General features: G+C 61.8%; 16 protein-coding genes. 9 read left to right on the top strand and 7 right to left on the bottom strand.

All coding sequences use genetic code 11. The features are described 5' to 3' along the window. Positions 1-48: 48 nt before the first annotated feature. The 4 genes from ACVWYF_RS05345 to ACVWYF_RS05330 all read right to left on the bottom strand — a co-directional run bounded on the left by ACVWYF_RS05345 (position 49) and on the right by ACVWYF_RS05330 (position 2,175). Entirely contained in the window at positions 49-360 is a 312-nt protein-coding gene (locus ACVWYF_RS05345; RefSeq protein ID WP_457065392.1) for a hypothetical protein, read from the bottom strand. Between the two features lie 424 nt (positions 361-784). Continuing rightward, positions 785-1,291 carry an XrtX-associated membrane protein gene (locus ACVWYF_RS05340; protein ID WP_457065389.1) on the bottom strand — a complete coding sequence of 169 codons (507 nt, stop codon included), beginning with the start codon at positions 1,289-1,291 and terminating at the stop codon, positions 785-787. Next, positions 1,284-1,856, bottom strand: coding sequence for an exosortase X (gene xrtX, locus ACVWYF_RS05335; RefSeq protein WP_457065387.1), 573 nt, complete (start codon positions 1,854-1,856; stop codon positions 1,284-1,286). The genes ACVWYF_RS05340 and xrtX overlap by 8 nt, the downstream gene beginning before the upstream one ends. Before the next feature lie 103 nt (positions 1,857-1,959). Next, positions 1,960-2,175 (bottom strand): PID-CTERM protein-sorting domain-containing protein, encoded by a 216-nt coding sequence (locus ACVWYF_RS05330; RefSeq protein ID WP_457065385.1) that lies wholly within the window; start codon positions 2,173-2,175, stop codon positions 1,960-1,962. 310 nt (positions 2,176-2,485) lie between these two features. Here ACVWYF_RS05330 and ACVWYF_RS05325 point away from each other — a divergent pair, with 310 nt between their 5' ends. Continuing rightward, the gene (locus ACVWYF_RS05325; protein ID WP_457065383.1) at positions 2,486-3,481 is read left to right on the top strand and encodes an AAA family ATPase; all 996 of its coding nucleotides are present in this window, start codon (positions 2,486-2,488) and stop codon (positions 3,479-3,481) included. A gap of 76 nt (positions 3,482-3,557) precedes the next feature. Here the strand turns inward: ACVWYF_RS05325 and ACVWYF_RS05320 are convergent, their stop codons facing one another. The 3 genes from ACVWYF_RS05320 to ACVWYF_RS05310 all read right to left on the bottom strand — a co-directional run bounded on the left by ACVWYF_RS05320 (position 3,558) and on the right by ACVWYF_RS05310 (position 9,035). Beyond that, positions 3,558-6,881, bottom strand: coding sequence for a T9SS type A sorting domain-containing protein (locus tag ACVWYF_RS05320; RefSeq protein WP_457065381.1), 3,324 nt, complete (start codon positions 6,879-6,881; stop codon positions 3,558-3,560). 156 nt (positions 6,882-7,037) lie between these two features. Beyond that, a complete protein-coding gene (mnmH, locus tag ACVWYF_RS05315) occupies positions 7,038-8,081 on the bottom strand; it encodes a tRNA 2-selenouridine(34) synthase MnmH (protein WP_457065379.1) in 1,044 nt (347 codons plus the stop codon). Positions 8,082-8,321: 240 nt separating this feature from the next. Then, complete coding sequence (locus ACVWYF_RS05310) at positions 8,322-9,035, bottom strand: pyridoxine 5'-phosphate synthase (RefSeq protein WP_457065377.1); 714 nt, start codon at positions 9,033-9,035, stop codon at positions 8,322-8,324. Positions 9,036-9,152: 117 nt separating this feature from the next. Here ACVWYF_RS05310 and ACVWYF_RS05305 point away from each other — a divergent pair, with 117 nt between their 5' ends. The 8 genes from ACVWYF_RS05305 (at position 9,153) to ACVWYF_RS05270 (ending at position 15,976) form a co-directional block, all read left to right on the top strand. Continuing rightward, positions 9,153-10,181, top strand: coding sequence for a hypothetical protein (locus ACVWYF_RS05305; RefSeq protein ID WP_457065375.1), 1,029 nt, complete (start codon positions 9,153-9,155; stop codon positions 10,179-10,181). A gap of 38 nt (positions 10,182-10,219) precedes the next feature. After that, positions 10,220-10,681, top strand: coding sequence for a GatB/YqeY domain-containing protein (locus ACVWYF_RS05300; RefSeq protein WP_342297065.1), 462 nt, complete (start codon positions 10,220-10,222; stop codon positions 10,679-10,681). A gap of 126 nt (positions 10,682-10,807) precedes the next feature. Further along, a complete protein-coding gene (locus ACVWYF_RS05295) occupies positions 10,808-11,338 on the top strand; it encodes a CvpA family protein (protein WP_457065373.1) in 531 nt (176 codons plus the stop codon). A gap of 2 nt (positions 11,339-11,340) precedes the next feature. Next, positions 11,341-11,937, top strand: a complete 597-nt coding sequence (locus ACVWYF_RS05290) for an anthranilate synthase component II (RefSeq protein ID WP_457065371.1) — start codon at positions 11,341-11,343, stop codon at positions 11,935-11,937. Between the two features lie 11 nt (positions 11,938-11,948). Then, positions 11,949-12,731, top strand: a complete 783-nt coding sequence (locus ACVWYF_RS05285) for an alpha/beta fold hydrolase (protein WP_457066503.1) — start codon at positions 11,949-11,951, stop codon at positions 12,729-12,731. 135 nt (positions 12,732-12,866) lie between these two features. Continuing rightward, the gene (locus tag ACVWYF_RS05280) at positions 12,867-13,541 is read left to right on the top strand and encodes a CBS domain-containing protein (RefSeq protein WP_457065369.1); all 675 of its coding nucleotides are present in this window, start codon (positions 12,867-12,869) and stop codon (positions 13,539-13,541) included. Positions 13,542-13,547: 6 nt separating this feature from the next. Continuing rightward, positions 13,548-15,002, top strand: coding sequence for a BamA/TamA family outer membrane protein (locus ACVWYF_RS05275; RefSeq protein ID WP_457065367.1), 1,455 nt, complete (start codon positions 13,548-13,550; stop codon positions 15,000-15,002). An 80-nt stretch (positions 15,003-15,082) separates the two neighbouring features. Further along, positions 15,083-15,976, top strand: coding sequence for an NAD kinase (locus tag ACVWYF_RS05270; protein ID WP_457065365.1), 894 nt, complete (start codon positions 15,083-15,085; stop codon positions 15,974-15,976). Positions 15,977-16,051 lie beyond the last annotated feature (75 nt).

Below are 16,051 nucleotides of genomic sequence, written 5' to 3'. Positions count from 1 at the left end.
GAGGGTGCCATGCATAGCCAATGCCGGGCACTGCAAACGCCCGGCTACTTACTGGGCAGCGCCCGCAATTATTCGCGCGCAATGCGGCGGGTTTCCCGACTGGGAGCCATGCGTACTTGCAGCACATAGCAACAAACCCGTGCCCAGCCGCGCCAGGTCCAAGGCCCGCGTGGTGCCTTGCGTGGGGCTGTCGATGGCGGCGTGGCTCACCGTGCGGCCCAGCGCATCAAGCACCTTGAGTTCGAGGAGCTGGTGGTAGCCGGTGAGCACCACGCTCATACTGGCCGTGGCATTGCAGCCGCCATTGTGGCATTCGAGCGTGTAGGCGGGGTTTGGGATGCCCGAATATTTGTTGTACACCCGCAAATTGACGCGGTACTGGTTGTTGCCCGGCGCGGTGTAGGTCAGGCCCCCAATAGGTGTGGGGCGTGTGCTGGCCCAAGCCCCACAAGCAGACTACCCTAACCATGAAAAGGAAGGCCACAAGTAAGGTTGTCTTCATGCTGAATAGAAAGAGAATGAGGGAAACAGTATTGGGCACCCTCCGTCAGTAAGATGGGGCAGGCGAGCCTATATATTGGTAATAGGCGCATTTTAAGGCATTTATGCAATGCACAATTTTGGTTCCAAAAAGATGAAATTAACCCCGGTTTTTTGTTTTATTCAAACACAAGTAGCCTCAGTGCTTTCGCATTGAAGTTTTTGTGATAAGAACCCGACTTTTTTGGTTATTCCTGCTTGAGCACAAGCCCGGATTCGTAATGCGGCGCGCAAATGCTTTGCCTCAGGTGCGGGTGGCCCGGGGGCCAAAGCCCGTCCGGAACAGCACATATAGCCCCGCCACCGGCAGCGGACTCACCACGAAATCCAGAATCTGGCGGCTGAGCCGGTAAGCCCACACCGCATCCCCGGCCAGCTTGCCCACCAGAATGATGGCCACGTACACCACCAGCGTGCCGGCATACAGGGCCAGGGCCATGCGCCATTGGGCCGGGGCCAGCACCAGCCGCAACAGCAGTAGGCAGATGCCAATATAAAGGGCCGCGTAGGTAGCCACGGCCGGCAGCAGGCGCTTGGTAATGCCGCCATTGATGCCTTGCTGCATAGCCGCCGCTAAGCGGTGCAGGCCAGTGGCGGCCAGCAGCCGCTTCCACGTTACCGTCAGCAAGGAAAGGGCCTGCTCATCGTACACGCCAATGAGCAGCAGAGCCAGCAGCAGCAGCGCCATGAGGGCCCAGCGCCCGGCTTGCCGGGAGCGGGCTACGGGCCGGGCAGAGCGTAAATCAGGCACCGGCAAAGCTGGTTGAAGGCACCAGGAGTTGGTTGCCACGCCCGGCCAGTCGCTTGGCCCACAGCATCCACAGGCCAAAAATACAGCCGTACACCACGAAAGTAAAGGTGTAGTGGTGGTTGAAATCGACGGATTGGTGGGCATAATGGTGGTTGATGGCCAGCGCCGCTACGCGCACCACGTTTAGCATCCAAATGAGCCCGATGCCTGCCGGAATGAACCACAGCTTGCGCCGCCAAGGGCCGGGAAAAGCCAGCACAAACCCTCCGAACAATGCATAAAGCACCAGCCCGTTGCAGGGAATGCCCACAATAACGGAGGGGTGGCCACTCATCAGCAGCAAGTACACATTGTTTGGGGCCACGGCCGCGTCGAAACCGGCGGTTTGCAGTACGCGGGCGCTGGCCCGGGCAATGTTGGCACACAAGGCCGTATCCAGGCGGCCATCGAGGGCCAGCCATTGTTCATAGCCAAAAAACCAGACCAGGTACATGCCCCCGGTTAGCAGCAAAAAGCGCAGCAGCTGCCGGTTGCCAGAATCACGAACGGCTGGAAAAGCAGGCATAGGACCAAGTACAAGCTGGCAGGTCCACGCTATGCGGTGCCCCTGACCAGCGACGGGGCATTGCATAGCGTAGGCCTCCGGCGCTAATGAGGCAATAAATTAGTTACGCTTTTTTGCGCCGCGCCCGCAAGTGCTTGACGCCGTAGGCCACACCGCCGGCCAGCAGCAGCGACACGCCGCCATCAATGGGCGTTGTTGTGGGGTCCGGGTCCGGGTCGGCACCTGGGCCACCATTGGGGGCCTGCGCCAGGGCAATGGCGCTGGAGGTAATTACCAGCGCTAAGGCCGGCAGTAAACGCTTGAGGAGAAGTGACTTCATAGAAAAAACGCCAAATAGTGAGGCAAATACAATAAACACACCCTAAAGCGGGAGATTGTAAAAGTAGAAGAATCTTTTAATTCTACCTCTAAATCATGCCAAATTATGTGCAGCCTTTGCCGCCTAGTACGTGTATTGCTCTGCAAATGGCTTGTTTTCGGGATAATAAGTTGTAAAAATGCATTGCCTGGCTCGGTCCGGGCCGTACTGCGGCGCACAGGGCAAGCCCGGATAAGTCTGACGCGCTACTGCCGGCCGGCACCGGCCTTGTGCCTACCTTGCAGCCACTGTTTTGCCCATTATCCTCCGTATGAACCCTGTTTCTGATACCCCCGTGCCGGCGGCACCCGTCGACTACCACCCGCTCATCCGCCAGGTGTTTGCGGAGATGGGCAAGGTGGTGGTGGGGCAGCAGCCCCTGCTGAGCCGCTTGCTTATTGGGCTGTTCACCGGCGGCCACATCCTGCTGGAGGGAGTGCCGGGCCTGGCCAAAACCCTCACCATCTCGACGCTGGCCAAGGTGTTGCACCTGCACTTTCAGCGGGTGCAGTTCACGCCCGACCTGCTGCCTTCGGACCTGGTGGGGACCATGATTTATAACCAGAACCAGTCGGTTTTTGAAGTGAAGAAGGGGCCGATTTTCGCCAACCTCGTGCTGGCCGACGAAATCAACCGCTCACCGGCCAAGGTCCAGAGCGCCCTGCTCGAAGCCATGCAGGAAAAGCAGGTCACCATTGGCGATACCACGTACCCACTCGACCTTCCTTTTCTGGTGCTGGCCACCCAAAACCCTGTGGAGCAAGAAGGCACCTACCCGCTGCCCGAAGCGCAGGTAGACCGCTTCATGCTGAAGGTGCATGTCGACTACCTCAAAAAGGCCGACGAGCTGGAGGTGATGCGCCGCATGGCCAACCTTAGCTTCGTGGAAGACGTGCAGCCCATTCTGACCAAGGACGATATTTTCGGCATCCGCCAGCAAATCAATCAGGTTCAGATTTCGGATACGCTGGAAAAATACCTCATCGAGCTGGTGTTTGCCACCCGCCGACCGGCCGACTACGACCTGCCTGAATTTGCGCAGGCCGTGCAGTTTGGGGCCAGCCCCCGGGCCAGCATTGCCCTGCACCGGGGGGCCAAGGCCGTGGCCTACCTCGAAGGCCGCGACTACGTGCTGCCCGAAGACATCAAGGAAGTGGCGGCCGATGTGCTCAACCACCGCATTCTGCTCACCTACGAGGCTGAGGCCGACGGCATTCGGACCCAGGATTTGATTGAGGCCATTTTGCGGAAGGTGCCCATCAGCTAAATGCTATAATGGGACAAGGACAATAAAAAAGGGCTGACCATGCGGTCAGCCCTTTTTCGTGCAAAGCGGGAGGTGGTTATTCCACTACCACGCGCTTCACAACCAGGTCAGCCCCCGATTTCAACGTCAGCGTGTACACGCCGGGAGCAAGGCTGCTCACGTTGAAATTGGCGATGCCGCCGGCGGCGGGCAGGTTCAGCTGACGCGACTCTACTACCTGGCCCAGGGCGTTGCTCAGCGTGGCCGAAGCAGCACGCAGGCCGGTAGGCACGCTGAGCTGGAAGCTTTGGTGCGCCGGGTTGGGGTACAGGCTCACGGTAGCGGCCAGGGCCGCGTTGGTGGTGGCCGTCAACACGCTCAGGCGCAGGTTGTCGATGCCCATGTCATCGTTGCCGTAGTCCGAAGTGGCTTGGAAACGAATAACCGTAGTGGCCGAGTTGCCGGCGATGGCAACCGTTTTGTTGGTAAAAGTAGTGTTGGTGGTAGCCGTTAGAATAGGCGTGGTGCCAAACGTGGTGCCACCGTCGGTGCTGACGAAAACTTCCACTTTATCAGTGCCGCTTGGGTTGATGAAGTCGAAGCTCAGTTGCTTGCTGCTCGTGCCGCTCAGGTTGGCGTACAGGTCCAACTTACCGGTTACGGCTGTATTATCTGCACCAAACGAGTGGAAACGGGCCGAATGACTGCCTACGCTGGAACGAGTTACGTAGGGAGGGATGGGGAAAGCAGCAGTGGGCTGCTCGTTGTCGGGGTAGCTCCAGTTTGCCGAGGAACCGGTTAGCGAGGTAAACCCGTCGTCTTCACGACGCCACGAGTTGTTGCCCGTAGCGGGGGTGTTGCGCCAGTTAGCGGTTGGTATATCGCGAATTGCCAAGGCATCATCTACCCAGGTAGCCTCAAAGCCTTCTGTGTAGGGCAGCGTGACATAAGCAGGCGCAGCCAGTGGCGCTAAGCCCGTGGCGCAAATGGTGAATGCCCCCTGGGTATCGTTTGAGCCGTAGCCCGATACGAAGACATAATAGGTGGTGCTTGGAGTAAGGCCATCTACGCGCAGGGCTGGCGCTACGGTGTTAATGGCAGTGCTGGCGGCACAGCCTACAGAAGTGAAAGGACCAGCAGCGCTAGTAGCCGAGAATACCCGTACTTGCCCGGCGGGGGCACCGGTCACCGTGATGCTAACGGAAGTACTGCCCAGACCGGTAGCCGCCGTGGTGAATTTAAACCATACGTCCTTCGGGTTGACAGCAATGCCGCAGCCGGGATTGAGGTAGCCGTTTACCGTAGTCGTGGTAGCGCCTACGTTGGTGCCGTTGGTTGGAGTGCAGGTGGCGGCAACCGGGAGCGTGATGGCTCCACTGGGATTGTCGTTGGCCAACGTAACCGGGTTGGTAGCGCAGATATTGAACTGGCCGGTAGCCGTGGCATTATAGCTGCGAACACGCACGTACAGCACGGCACCCGCAGTTTGCCCGGTCAGGCTCAGCGTTGAGAAACCATCTGCGCCGGCGGGATTGTCATCGTTGCAGCCCAGCGAAGTGAGAGTGCCGCAGGTACCCGAGTAAATCTCAAGAACGGTGTCATCCAGCAGGCTGCCGGTGGCGGCACTCGTCGTTACCGTTACGTTGCCGCTGGTGGGTACCGTTACGGTAAACCACACATCGGCCAAGGGACCAAGAGCGGCACCGCCGCAGGAAGGAGCCGGAATTGGAGCCGTGCTGGCGGTAGCGCCCTGATTGGTGCCGAGTGTGTTGGTGCAGGTAGCGCCAACCGGGAGGGCAATGGCGTTGGCGCAGTTATCGTTGGCCGGCGCGGTGGGCAGCGTCGTGAACGTAGTGGTAACGGCGGCCGAAGTCTGGCCGGCGGCGCAGTTAGTCGTGATGCTTACCGTGTAGGTGGTGTTGGGCGTGAGGCCGGAAAGGGCAACCGGCGAAGCCGTAGGAGCAGGAGTTACCGTGGTAGCCGTGCCGCCGGTGGGCGTGTACGTTACGGTGTAGCTGGTAGCGCCCGAAGGAGCTGTGAAGCCAACCGAAGCCGAAGTAGTGGTGATGCTGGTAGTGGTCACGGCCGTGGCGATGCCACACGAAGCCGGTGCTCCCAGCGTCACGTCGAGTGCTAGGCGGGTTCTGAGCGTGGTCGTATTGACGTCGGTCCAAGTGGTGCCGCCAGTGGTTGTAAAAAAGAATGTGCCGGCTCGCAATGGATTTTCCACTTGATTGGCCAGTAGTACGTTGTTGTCAAGTTCTTTGATAGCTACAAAGAAGTCGCCATTCACTGGGATGCTGGGGATGGCCGTCGGTACTGCGCCACTGGTAGCCGGCCGGGTAAGGGTAGCCGACGTGTAGAGCAACGCGCCGGGAACGCCGGCGGTAGCACCGTACACTTGCACTTGATACGTGGTGGCGGCGGTGGGAGCACCCTGGAAAGTGGGCGTGATAGACGTGATGGCGGCTGCGCTGTTGCTGGTGTAGCGAGCGGCCAACACGCCGTTGGCCAGCCCGACGCCCACTGCGGAGGCCGAGAAAGGCTGCGTGGTATCAACGTAGCCCATCGTGCCCGCCGATACGGTCTGGCTGTAAGGCAGCGAGTTGTTGGTGGTATTATCGTCGGCTGGTACGGATACCGTGAGTGTATTTACGCCAGCGGCCGTGACCGGGTAAGCCGTAAAGGTTACCGTAGTGCTGGCGCCCGGGGCCAGGCTGGCCACGGTCTGGGTGTTGGTAAAGGTGTTGGCCCCGGCTACGGCCAAGGTAACGGGCAGGGCCGTCTGGGTATTACCGCCTACGTTCCGGACTACGGCCCTCACCGTTACCGGCGACCCGTACGTGCTCGATACCGACCCCAAGGTTTGGATGGTCGTTACCGTCGCATCATTATTAGGGGCCGTGGTGGCGCAAATGGTGAATGCCCCCTGCGTATCAGCCGAACCGTAACCTGATACGAAGACGTAATAAGTAGTGCTGGGGGTAAGATTAAACAAGGCCAGCGGTGCTGCCTGGGTATTGTTGGTAGTACCGGCCGCGCAGCCGATGGACGTGAACGGACCAGTAGCGCCATTCGTGGTGCTAAATGCCCGGACCTGGCCGGCCACCGTGCCGGCCACCTGAATAACTGCCGCCGTACTACCCGCGCCCGTCGCATTTGTGGTGAATGTGTACCACACATCCTTTGGATTTGCCGCAATGCCACAGCCCGGGTTGGTATAGCCCAAGCCCGTAACTGCGGTTGTAGTGGCCCCCGTGTTGGTGGTGCTCAAAGGGGTGCAAGTCGTGCCCAGCGTCAGTGCAATGGCCCCCGAAGGGTTGTCATTGGCCGGAGCTTGGGCGTAAGCCGCAAATGGCAGTACCGCAAACGGCAACAACCGTCCGGCACGCTTAAGCCGGTTCTGTAAGTTTGCTAACATGAAAAGAGGGAAAAAGTGGGAAATAAGAAAAGGTAAAAAGGTAATAGAATGGGTGTGAAATCCGATGGCCAGGGGCTTATCAAAAAAAGCCAGCCTGATTCTGCCGACAAATTACAACATTGCACCGGAATGCGCCCGAAATATCGACTGGTAACCTTATTCCAGCGACGCTGAGGCGGTTAGGATTGCGGTAGCCTGCCGCAACTGCGCCGCGTTCGCGGCGGCATCGCAGCCGGCCACGGGCACCAGGGTGCGGGGGGGCTCGCCGGGGCGGGGGGCCAGGCCGTAGGTGTAGGTCTTGTCATAATAATCGAGTACCAGCTCCACCATCAGCGGAAAATTGCCGGCCTCAACAGCGGCCAGCGCCTGCTGAGTGGCCAGGCCGCCGAGGCGCTTTTGCAGGCGCTCGATAGCGGCCGCCAGCTCGGCGGGCGCTTCGGCCCCGTACTCGGCGGCCAGTTTGGCCACGCGGGCGGCGCGGGGCACCTCCAGCACGAAGCGCGGGGCGGCCTGCAGCTGGGCAAACAGCGCGGGCGGAATGGTGAGCCGGCCAATCTGCCGGCTTTCGTCTTCCACCCAAATGGGCGCATCAGCGGGCAGGGCGGCCAGGGCGGCGGCCAGGTTGTTCTCGAACTGCTCCTGCGTGGGCTGGGCTGGCTGCCCAATGGCCCCGAAGGCGGAGCCCTTGTGGTGGGCCAGCCCTTCGAGGTCGAGCACGGGCTGGCCAGGCGTGGCGGCCAGCTCGTGCAGCACGTTGGTCTTGCCGCTGCCCGTGAGGCCGCCCAGCACCCGCCACTGCCGGGGCTGCGCGAACGAGGCCAGCACCGCCCGGCGGTAGTCCTTATACCCGTGGTCGAGCAGATGGACTTTGAAGCCAGCCAGCTCCAGCAGCCACAACACCGCGCCGCTGCGCATGCCGCCGCGCCAGCAGTGCAGGCGCACTTCCTTGCCGCCGGCCAGCCGCTGGGCCTGCTTCACCATGCCCGACATCTTCGGCCCGAAAAACTCCAGGCCCAGGTGGACGGCCCGCTCCTGGCTCACCTGCTTGTAAGTGGTGCCGATGCTGGCCCGTTCCTCATCGCTGAACAGCGGCAGGTTGACCGCGCCCGGCACATGGCCCTGCACAAACTCAATCGGGGCTCGTACGTCGAGAATCGGGTAGGGGAGGGTGTCGAATTCGGCGAGGGAGTGGCGGGGCATGGCGGAGATGTACGTATTTAGAGAGAAAAGAACTGGCTAACTTTGGGATAAGCCGGACGCCGGCGTGCGGTGCTGCTTACCCCCCTGGGGATGGCCCGCCACCGGCGTCCGGTACCGCTTACTCCCCTGGAGAAGGCCGGACGCCGGCGTCCGGTGCTGCTTACCCCCTTGGAATAGGCCCGCCGCCGGCGTCCGGTGCTACCTACCTCCCTGGGGATGGCCCGCCGCCGGCGGCGGGTGTTACTTCAGCTGCCGCAGGTAGAGCTGCACCGTATTTTCGAGGCCCAGGTACAGGGCGTCGCACACCAGGGCGTGACCGATGCTCACCTCGGCCAACTCGGGCAGCTGCTGGTGCAGCCAGGCCAGGTTGTCGAGGTCGAGGTCGTGGCCGGCGTTCACGCCCAGGCCCAGCTGGCCGGCGCGGGCGGCCGTGGCGCGGTAGGGGGCCACGGCGGCTTCGCGGTCGGCGAGGTACTGCCCGGCGTAGGCTTCGGTGTAGAGCTCGATGCGGTCGGTTCCGGTGCTGGCGGCGGCCTCCACCAGGTTCACATCGGGGTCGAGGAAGATGCTCACGCGGGCGCCGAAGGACTTGAGCTCGGCCACCACTTCGCGCAGGAACTGCTGGTGCGTCACCACGTCCCAGCCGGCGTTGGAGGTAATGGCATCGGGCGCGTCGGGCACCAGCGTCACCTGCTCGGGGCGCACCTCGCGGCACAGGGCCAGGAAATCGGGGGTGGGGTTGCCCTCCACGTTCAGCTCGGTCGTCACAATGCCCTTCAAATCGCGCACGTCCTGGTAGCGGATGTGGCGCTCGTCGGGGCGCGGATGCACGGTGATGCCCTCGGCCCCGAAGCGCTCGATGTCGCGGGCGGCCTGCAAAATATCGGGGCGGTTGTGGCCCCGGGCATTGCGCAGGGTAGCCAGCTTATTGATGTTGACGCTGAGTTTGGTCACGGGAGGGGAGGGCTTGGGAGCTGAAAGAAGCACAACCGCCAACCGGCAACATCGGCCGGTTACCGTAGCTTCGGGGCAAAAATACGCCCGCTGCCGCTGTCCATCCGGAGTCCTGTTATGACGACTACTCTTTCCCTACCTATTCGGCTCCGGCCGGCGCTGGCATTTGCCGCGCTGGCTTTGCTGGTGGTGGGCATCGAACATGCCGTGGTGCGGCTGCCCGCCTTTCCGCAGCATCCGGCTCTGTCGTGGGCCGTGCTGTTCGACCTGCTGGTGGGCCTGCCGCTGGTGTTCTATGTGCTGCTCGTGCGCCGCTACCAGCTGTCGCCCCTGGTGCTGGGTACCGTGGTTGGTGCCTGCCTGGGGTTGGTGTACTGGCTGCTGCCTGCGCCTCAATGGCAGCAGCTGCCGCTACTCAGGCTCTTGCCCATCGGCCTGGAAGGCCTCACGCTAGTGGCCCTGGCTACGCGGGGCCGGGCACTGCTGCGCGCCTACCGGGCCGCCGGGGCGCACGAAACCCGGCCACTACCCCGCCTGCGGCTGGCCGCCGGGCAGGTGCTGGGCAAAGCCGGCGTGCTGCTGGTAGCCGAGCTCAACATCCTCCGCTATGCGCTGCTGGGCTGGTGGGAGCCCGAACCGGCCATTTCGCCGGGCGAGGCCATTTTTGCCAGCCACCGCGAGTCGGGCTTTGGGGCGTTGCTGGTAGTCGCCTGCTTTGGTCTGTTGATTGAGAGTGCCGCCCTGCACCTGCTGGTCCGAATGTGGAGCCCGGTGGCCGCCGGCTGGCTGCTGGTAGGGGACGGGTACGTGTTGCTGTTGTTCATTGCCCACGGCCACGCGGTTCGGTTGCAGCCTACCGTGCTCACCGCCGATGCGCTCCTGGTGCGGGTCGGGTTTTTCTGGCACGTCGCGGTGCCGCGCGGCAGCTGGCTCAGCGCCGAGCTGCTGCGGGGCGATTTCGCGGCTGATGCCGAAACCCTGAATCTGGCGCGCCCTCTGCTGACGGCTCCCAATGTAATGCTGACCTTTGCCGCCCCGGTATCCGTAACCGGACCGTATGGCATCCACCGCCCGGCCCGCCGTCTGGTTCTCTATCTCGACCAGCCCACAATCCTGCTGAATGCCTTATCAGCCCTTCGCTCCTGAATCTTTTACCTGCGCCAACGCGCCTATTTACTTTCTCCATGCTCAAAACCACCATCGACGCCGCCATCAAGCAAGCCATGCTCGCCAAAGACAAGGTGCGCCTCACCGCCCTGCGCAGCATCAAATCGCAAATCATGCTGGCCGAAACCGCTGAGGGGGCCAGCGAAGCCGGCCTCACGCCCGAAGCCGAGCTCAAGCTCCTCAACAAAGCCGCCAAGCAGCGCCGCGACGCCGCCGCCATCTACAAAGAGCAGTTCCGCTCCGACCTCGAAGAAACCGAGCTCGCCGAGCTGGCCATCATCGAAGAATACCTGCCCGCTCAGCTCACCGAGGCCGATTTGGTCGAGAAGCTGGTCCACATCATCCAGCGCGTGGGTGCTACCGGCCCTTCCGACCTGGGCAAGGTGATGGGCGTGGCCGCCCGCGAGCTCTCCGGCCAGGCCGACGGCAAGCGCATCTCCGACGTCCTAGGGCATTTGCTGAACAACACGAACCTGTAAGGAAATATTAAGAACGTCATGCAGAGCGCAGCGAAGCATCTTTACCGCAATAGTAAAATTACTAGTGACGGGCAAGATGCTTCGCTGCGCTCCGCATGACGGTTTACATTTCCTCTTAATCATCCCATGACGGCCCTCGACATCCTCCTGCTCCTCCCCCTCGGCATCGGGGCCGTGAAGGGCTACCGGCGCGGGCTGGTGCTGGAGGTGGTGTCGCTGCTGGCCTTCGTGCTGGCCGTGGTGGGCGGGCTGAGCCTGCTCTCGGCCGCCGTGCCGCTGGTGCGGCAGTACGTGGGCGATGCCTTTGGGATGCTCCCGCTGCTCTCGTTCGTGCTGGTGTTCGTGGCCATTATGTGGGGCGTACACCTGCTGGGCGGCCTGCTCAAAACCGCCGTCCACCTCACCCCGCTGGGCGTGCTGGACAACCTGCTGGGCGGCGCGGCCGGCGTCCTCAAGTGGATATTCGGCCTCAGCCTGCTGTTGCACGGCACCGGCCTGGCCGGCCTGCACCTGCTCTCGCCGCACCTGGTGGCGGGCTCCGAGGTGCTGCCCATCGTGCAACAGGCCACCCCGCTGGCCCTGCAAATCACGGGCTACGTGCTGCCAGTCGCACAGGATTTGTTGGGACGGATGCGGGCAGCGTTTGTTAAAGGCTGACCATGCGCCTGCTGCTCCTCGATAACTTCGACTCCTTCACCTTCACCCTGGCCGACTACCTGCGCCAGCTGGGGGCCGAAGTGGCGGTGCGCCGCAACGACGTGCCGCTGGCGGAACTAAGTGTGCCCGCGTTCGATGGCCTCGTGCTGTCGCCCGGCCCCGGCACCCCGGCCGAAGCTGGCGTGATGCCGGCCGTCATTCGGGCGTTTCATCAGCAAATACCCATGTTGGGCGTGTGCCTGGGACACCAGGCGCTGGGCGAGTTTTTTGGGGGCGCAGTGGTTCGGGCCACCCGCCCCATGCACGGCAAAGTCACCGACATGCGCTGCGATACCAGTGAGCCGCTCTTTGCCGGCCTGCCGGCCGTGCAGCCCGTCACGCGCTACCACTCGCTCATTATCAGCGAGCCCCTACCGGCCGTGCTTCAGCCGCTGGCCCACACCACCGGCCCCATCCCCGAGCTTATGGCCTTGCGCCACCGCACGTTGCCACTCTACGGCGTCCAGTTTCATCCCGAAGCCCTGCTCACCCCGCACGGACTGGCAATTTTGGGCAATTGGCTCCGCTGTTGTATCATTGCCAAAACCGCCGGTAATTGACGAAAAACGAGATGGAACTGCGCCGCGAACACCAGCACGGGTACGAATTTGTGGATGAGGGCCAGGGGCCGGTACTGCTGCTGCTGCATGGCCTGTTCGGTGCCCTCAGCAACTGGCAGGACGTGGTGCAGGAGTTCGCGCCCGACTACCGCGTTATTATCCCGCTGCTGCCCATCTACGACATGCCCCTCACGCAAGCCGGCGTACCGGGTCTGGTTACCTACGTCGAAGGCTTTGTGAAGGCGCTTGGGTTACCGGCCACGTTCACGGTGCTCGGCAATTCCCTCGGCGGACACATTGCCTTGGTCTACACGCTCAAAAACGCGGACCGCGTCAGCCGGCTGGTGCTCACCGGCAGCAGCGGTTTGTTTGAGGATAGCATGGGCGGCTCTTTTCCCAAGCGCGGCAACTACGCCTACGTGCAGGAACGGGTGGGCTATACCTTCTACGACCCCAAAGTAGCTACTCAGGAATTGGTCGATGAGGTGTTCAACGTAACCAACTCCAATGCCAAGTGCCTGCGCATCATCGCTATCGCGCGCTCGGCCCAGCGCCACAACCTGAGCAAGGAACTGGGCCGAATCACGGTACCCACGCTACTAGTCTGGGGCCTGAACGATACCATTACCCCGCCGCCCGTGGCCCACGAGTTCGAGCGCCTGCTGCCCCGCGCCGAGCTGCGCTTCCTCGACCATTGCGGCCACGCCCCCATGATGGAGCGCCCCGCCGGCTTCAATGCCTACCTGCGCCGGTTCCTGCGTACTACCGAAGCCGCGACTGCCGTAGCTGCCTAAACGGCGGTATCCTTTCTGCCGGCCCGATTGTTGCTAACTATTCCATCACCCGCCCGGTGATATTTTATGCCTTTCTCTTATTTCTTTTCATCCAATCCGGCATCTATCCCTCATCCCTCCTAAACTGCTACGCATATGCCCGCCCTGCTTGCCGAAGACCTCCTCAACGAAATGATTCCGCCCCTGAAGGGCACCGATTCGGCGGGCAAGGCAGCGCGCTGGCTCGATGAATTCCATGTGGCCCAGCTGCCCGTGCTCGATAACCGCCACTACCGCGGCCTCGTTACCGAAGCCGACCTTGCCGATTTCGACGACCCCGAAACCCCCCTCTCCGAAATGCCCCTGGGCTACGCCGACGCGTTCGTGCGCCCTGACCAGCACTTTTACCGCGTGATGGAGCTGGCCATCGAGAATAAAATTCAGCTCGTCCCCGTCGTCGATGAACGCCACGAGTATGCCGGCGTCGTGACCATTGCCGATGCGCTGGCCGCTTTTGGGCAGCAGCCGGCCGGCGGGCAGGGCGGCATCATCGTCCTCACCATGGACGAGCGTGATTATTCGCTCACCCAAATCAGCCGCTACGTCGAGGAAAATAACGCCAAAATAATGAGTGCCCTGGTTGCTCAGGATGAAGTCGACCCCCACCGCATCCGTCTCACCTTGAAGCTGAACACAGATAATCTGGCCCGTATCACGGCCACGCTGGAGCGGTTTGGCTACGTCGTCACGGCCCAGTTCAGCGGTACCGCCGTAGCCAACGACGATGAGCAGGAGCGCTACGATGCCCTCCTGCGCTACCTGAGCGTGTAAAGCCGGGTGCTGTTCGGATTCCTTCTCACGTTGCGGGTGCTGTTGGCCAGCTTAGGGCCGGCTCAGGCCGATACTTTGCCGCACCCGCTGCGCCCCGTGGTGGCTCCCGCCGACACGCTTGTGCGGATAGTGCCCTGCCCCGGCATTGCCCGGGCACCGGTTGGTATTATCCTTTTCACGGGCAATGCCGTCACCAAGGACCGCATCCTGCGGGCCGAGCTCGACTTCCATGAAGGCGATACCCTGACCTTGGCCGACCTGCCGGCCCGCCTCGAAGCCAACCGTCGCCGGCTATTCAATCTCCAGCTTTTTCACGCCGTGGTGGTGCAGTCCAGCTGCACTGGTGGGCGGCTGCTCATCGTGTTCGGAGTGCAGGAGCGGTGGTACACCTTCCCAGTGCCCATCCTCTCGCTAGCCGACCGCAACCTGCGCTCCTGGCTCGACCGCGCCGACCGCTGGCGGCGCGTCGACTACGGCGTCCACCTCGTGCGCAGCAATTTCCGGGGCCGCAACGAACAGCTTATTGCCAACCTCCAATTAGGCTTCAACCGCAAATACGAGTTGTTTTACGAAGCCCCAGGCTTGGGCCACTACCGGCGGCTGGGACTCGGCGTAGGCGCGTCCTACTTTCAAAGCCACTCCCTCGATTACATCACCGTGGCCGACCGCCTCACCCCGCTTCGGGCCGATGACGGGTTTCCCATCCAGCGGTTCTACGTCACGGGCGGGCTGCGCTTCCGGCACACCGTGCAGTTCCTCACGGCCATCAACGTGTCCTACCACCGCGAGCAAATCAGCGACTCCGTCAATTATTATAATCCCACCTACTATCTCGGCCGTACCCAGCGCGAATACCTCGACCTGAACCTCACCAGCACCCGCAACCAACGCAACACCTTCGCCTACCCGCTCACCGGCAAGTATGCCCAGGCCGCGCTCACGCACCGGGTTTTCCTCGACGGCACCACCCCCAGCATCACCACCCTGCACCTCAACTACACCCGCTATCTGGCCCTCGGCCGTGAATTCTACTACAGCGTCGGCCTCAGCGGGCAGGCCCGCCTCACCCGGCAGCTCGCCTATGCCGACAGCCGCGCCCTCGGCTACGACGACCTGGTGCGCGGCTACGACCAGTACGTTATCGACGGCCGCCACTACGCCCTAGTGCAGCAAGGGCTGTCGTACCCGCTACTGCGGCCCCGACCCATCCGGCTGCAATCCATCGACAATCCCAAGGTCAACACCATCCCGCTCGCCCTCTACCTCAATATCTTTGCCGATGCCGGCTACGTCATCGCCCCTCATTCAGTGCCCCAGAACCGCCTGCCCAATCAGTTTTTAAGCGCCGTTGGCCTCGGCCTCCACCTCGTCACGTACTACGACCGGGTGTTCACCGCTGAATATACGCTCAACGGATTGGGGCAAACCGGCTACTTTTTCCGGGCCGAATTCCCTATTTAACGCTTGCAGCCCCGCCACCCGGATTATTTATTTGTTACGTAAGCCGTCCGCCGTATTACGTAATCCGCTTTCCCTTCCGCATGAAAATCGCCATTTTCGGTAAGCCTTTCGACGACGAAGCTGCCCCGGCCATTCAGGCCCTGCTCGACGACTTGGCCGCCCGCCGGGCCGAAGTCCGCATTGGCGAAGCCTTCCGCACCTTCCTCGACAACCGCCTGCGTCTGCCCGAAGGCACTACTGAGCTTCACCGCGGCGACTCGTTGCGTGGCGTCCAGTTCGTGCTCAGCATCGGCGGCGATGGCACTCTGCTCGACACCGTCACCTACGTCGGCAGCCTCCAGATTCCCATTCTCGGCATTCACACCGGCCGCCTGGGCTTCCTGGCCACCATCACCCCCGACCGCATCGCCCAAGCCATCGACGCCCTTTTTAAAGGGCATTTCACCATCGAAGAGCGCAGCCTGATTCGGGTCGACACCGACCCCGACGTGTTCGGTAGCCTCAATTTTGGCCTCAATGAGTTCAGCGTACTCAAGCGCGATACCTCGTCCATGATTGTTGTGCATACCTACATCGACGGCGAATACCTTAATTCTTATTGGGCCGATGGCCTTGTCGTGGCCACACCCACCGGCTCCACCGGCTACTCCCTCAGCTGCGGCGGCCCGGTAATGCTGCCCCAGACAAACAATTTTATCATCGCTCCCGTATGCCCCCACAATCTGAACGTACGCCCCTTGGTAGTGTCCGACCAGAGCGTGATTTCTTTCGAAATTGAAGGCCGCAGCTCCAGTTACATGTTGGCACTCGACTCCCGCTCCCTGCCCGTCGAAGCGTCCGTCCAGATTGCCGTTCGCCGAGAAGCTTTCAATGCTCGTCTAGTAAAACTCAACCACGTTAACTTCCTCAGTACCTTGCGCAGCAAATTAAACTGGGGCCTCGACCGCCGCAATCCCGCTGGTATTCAGGTCTGAAAACAGAGTTTTTTGCTGAAAAAATTGTCAAAACTTTTTTAAGTTCCCGATTAGCCCTACTTTTGTCACCGTCTG

The organism is Hymenobacter sp. UYAg731 (genome assembly GCF_054061335.1).
This window is presented reverse-complemented; position numbering and strand designations above follow the sequence as displayed.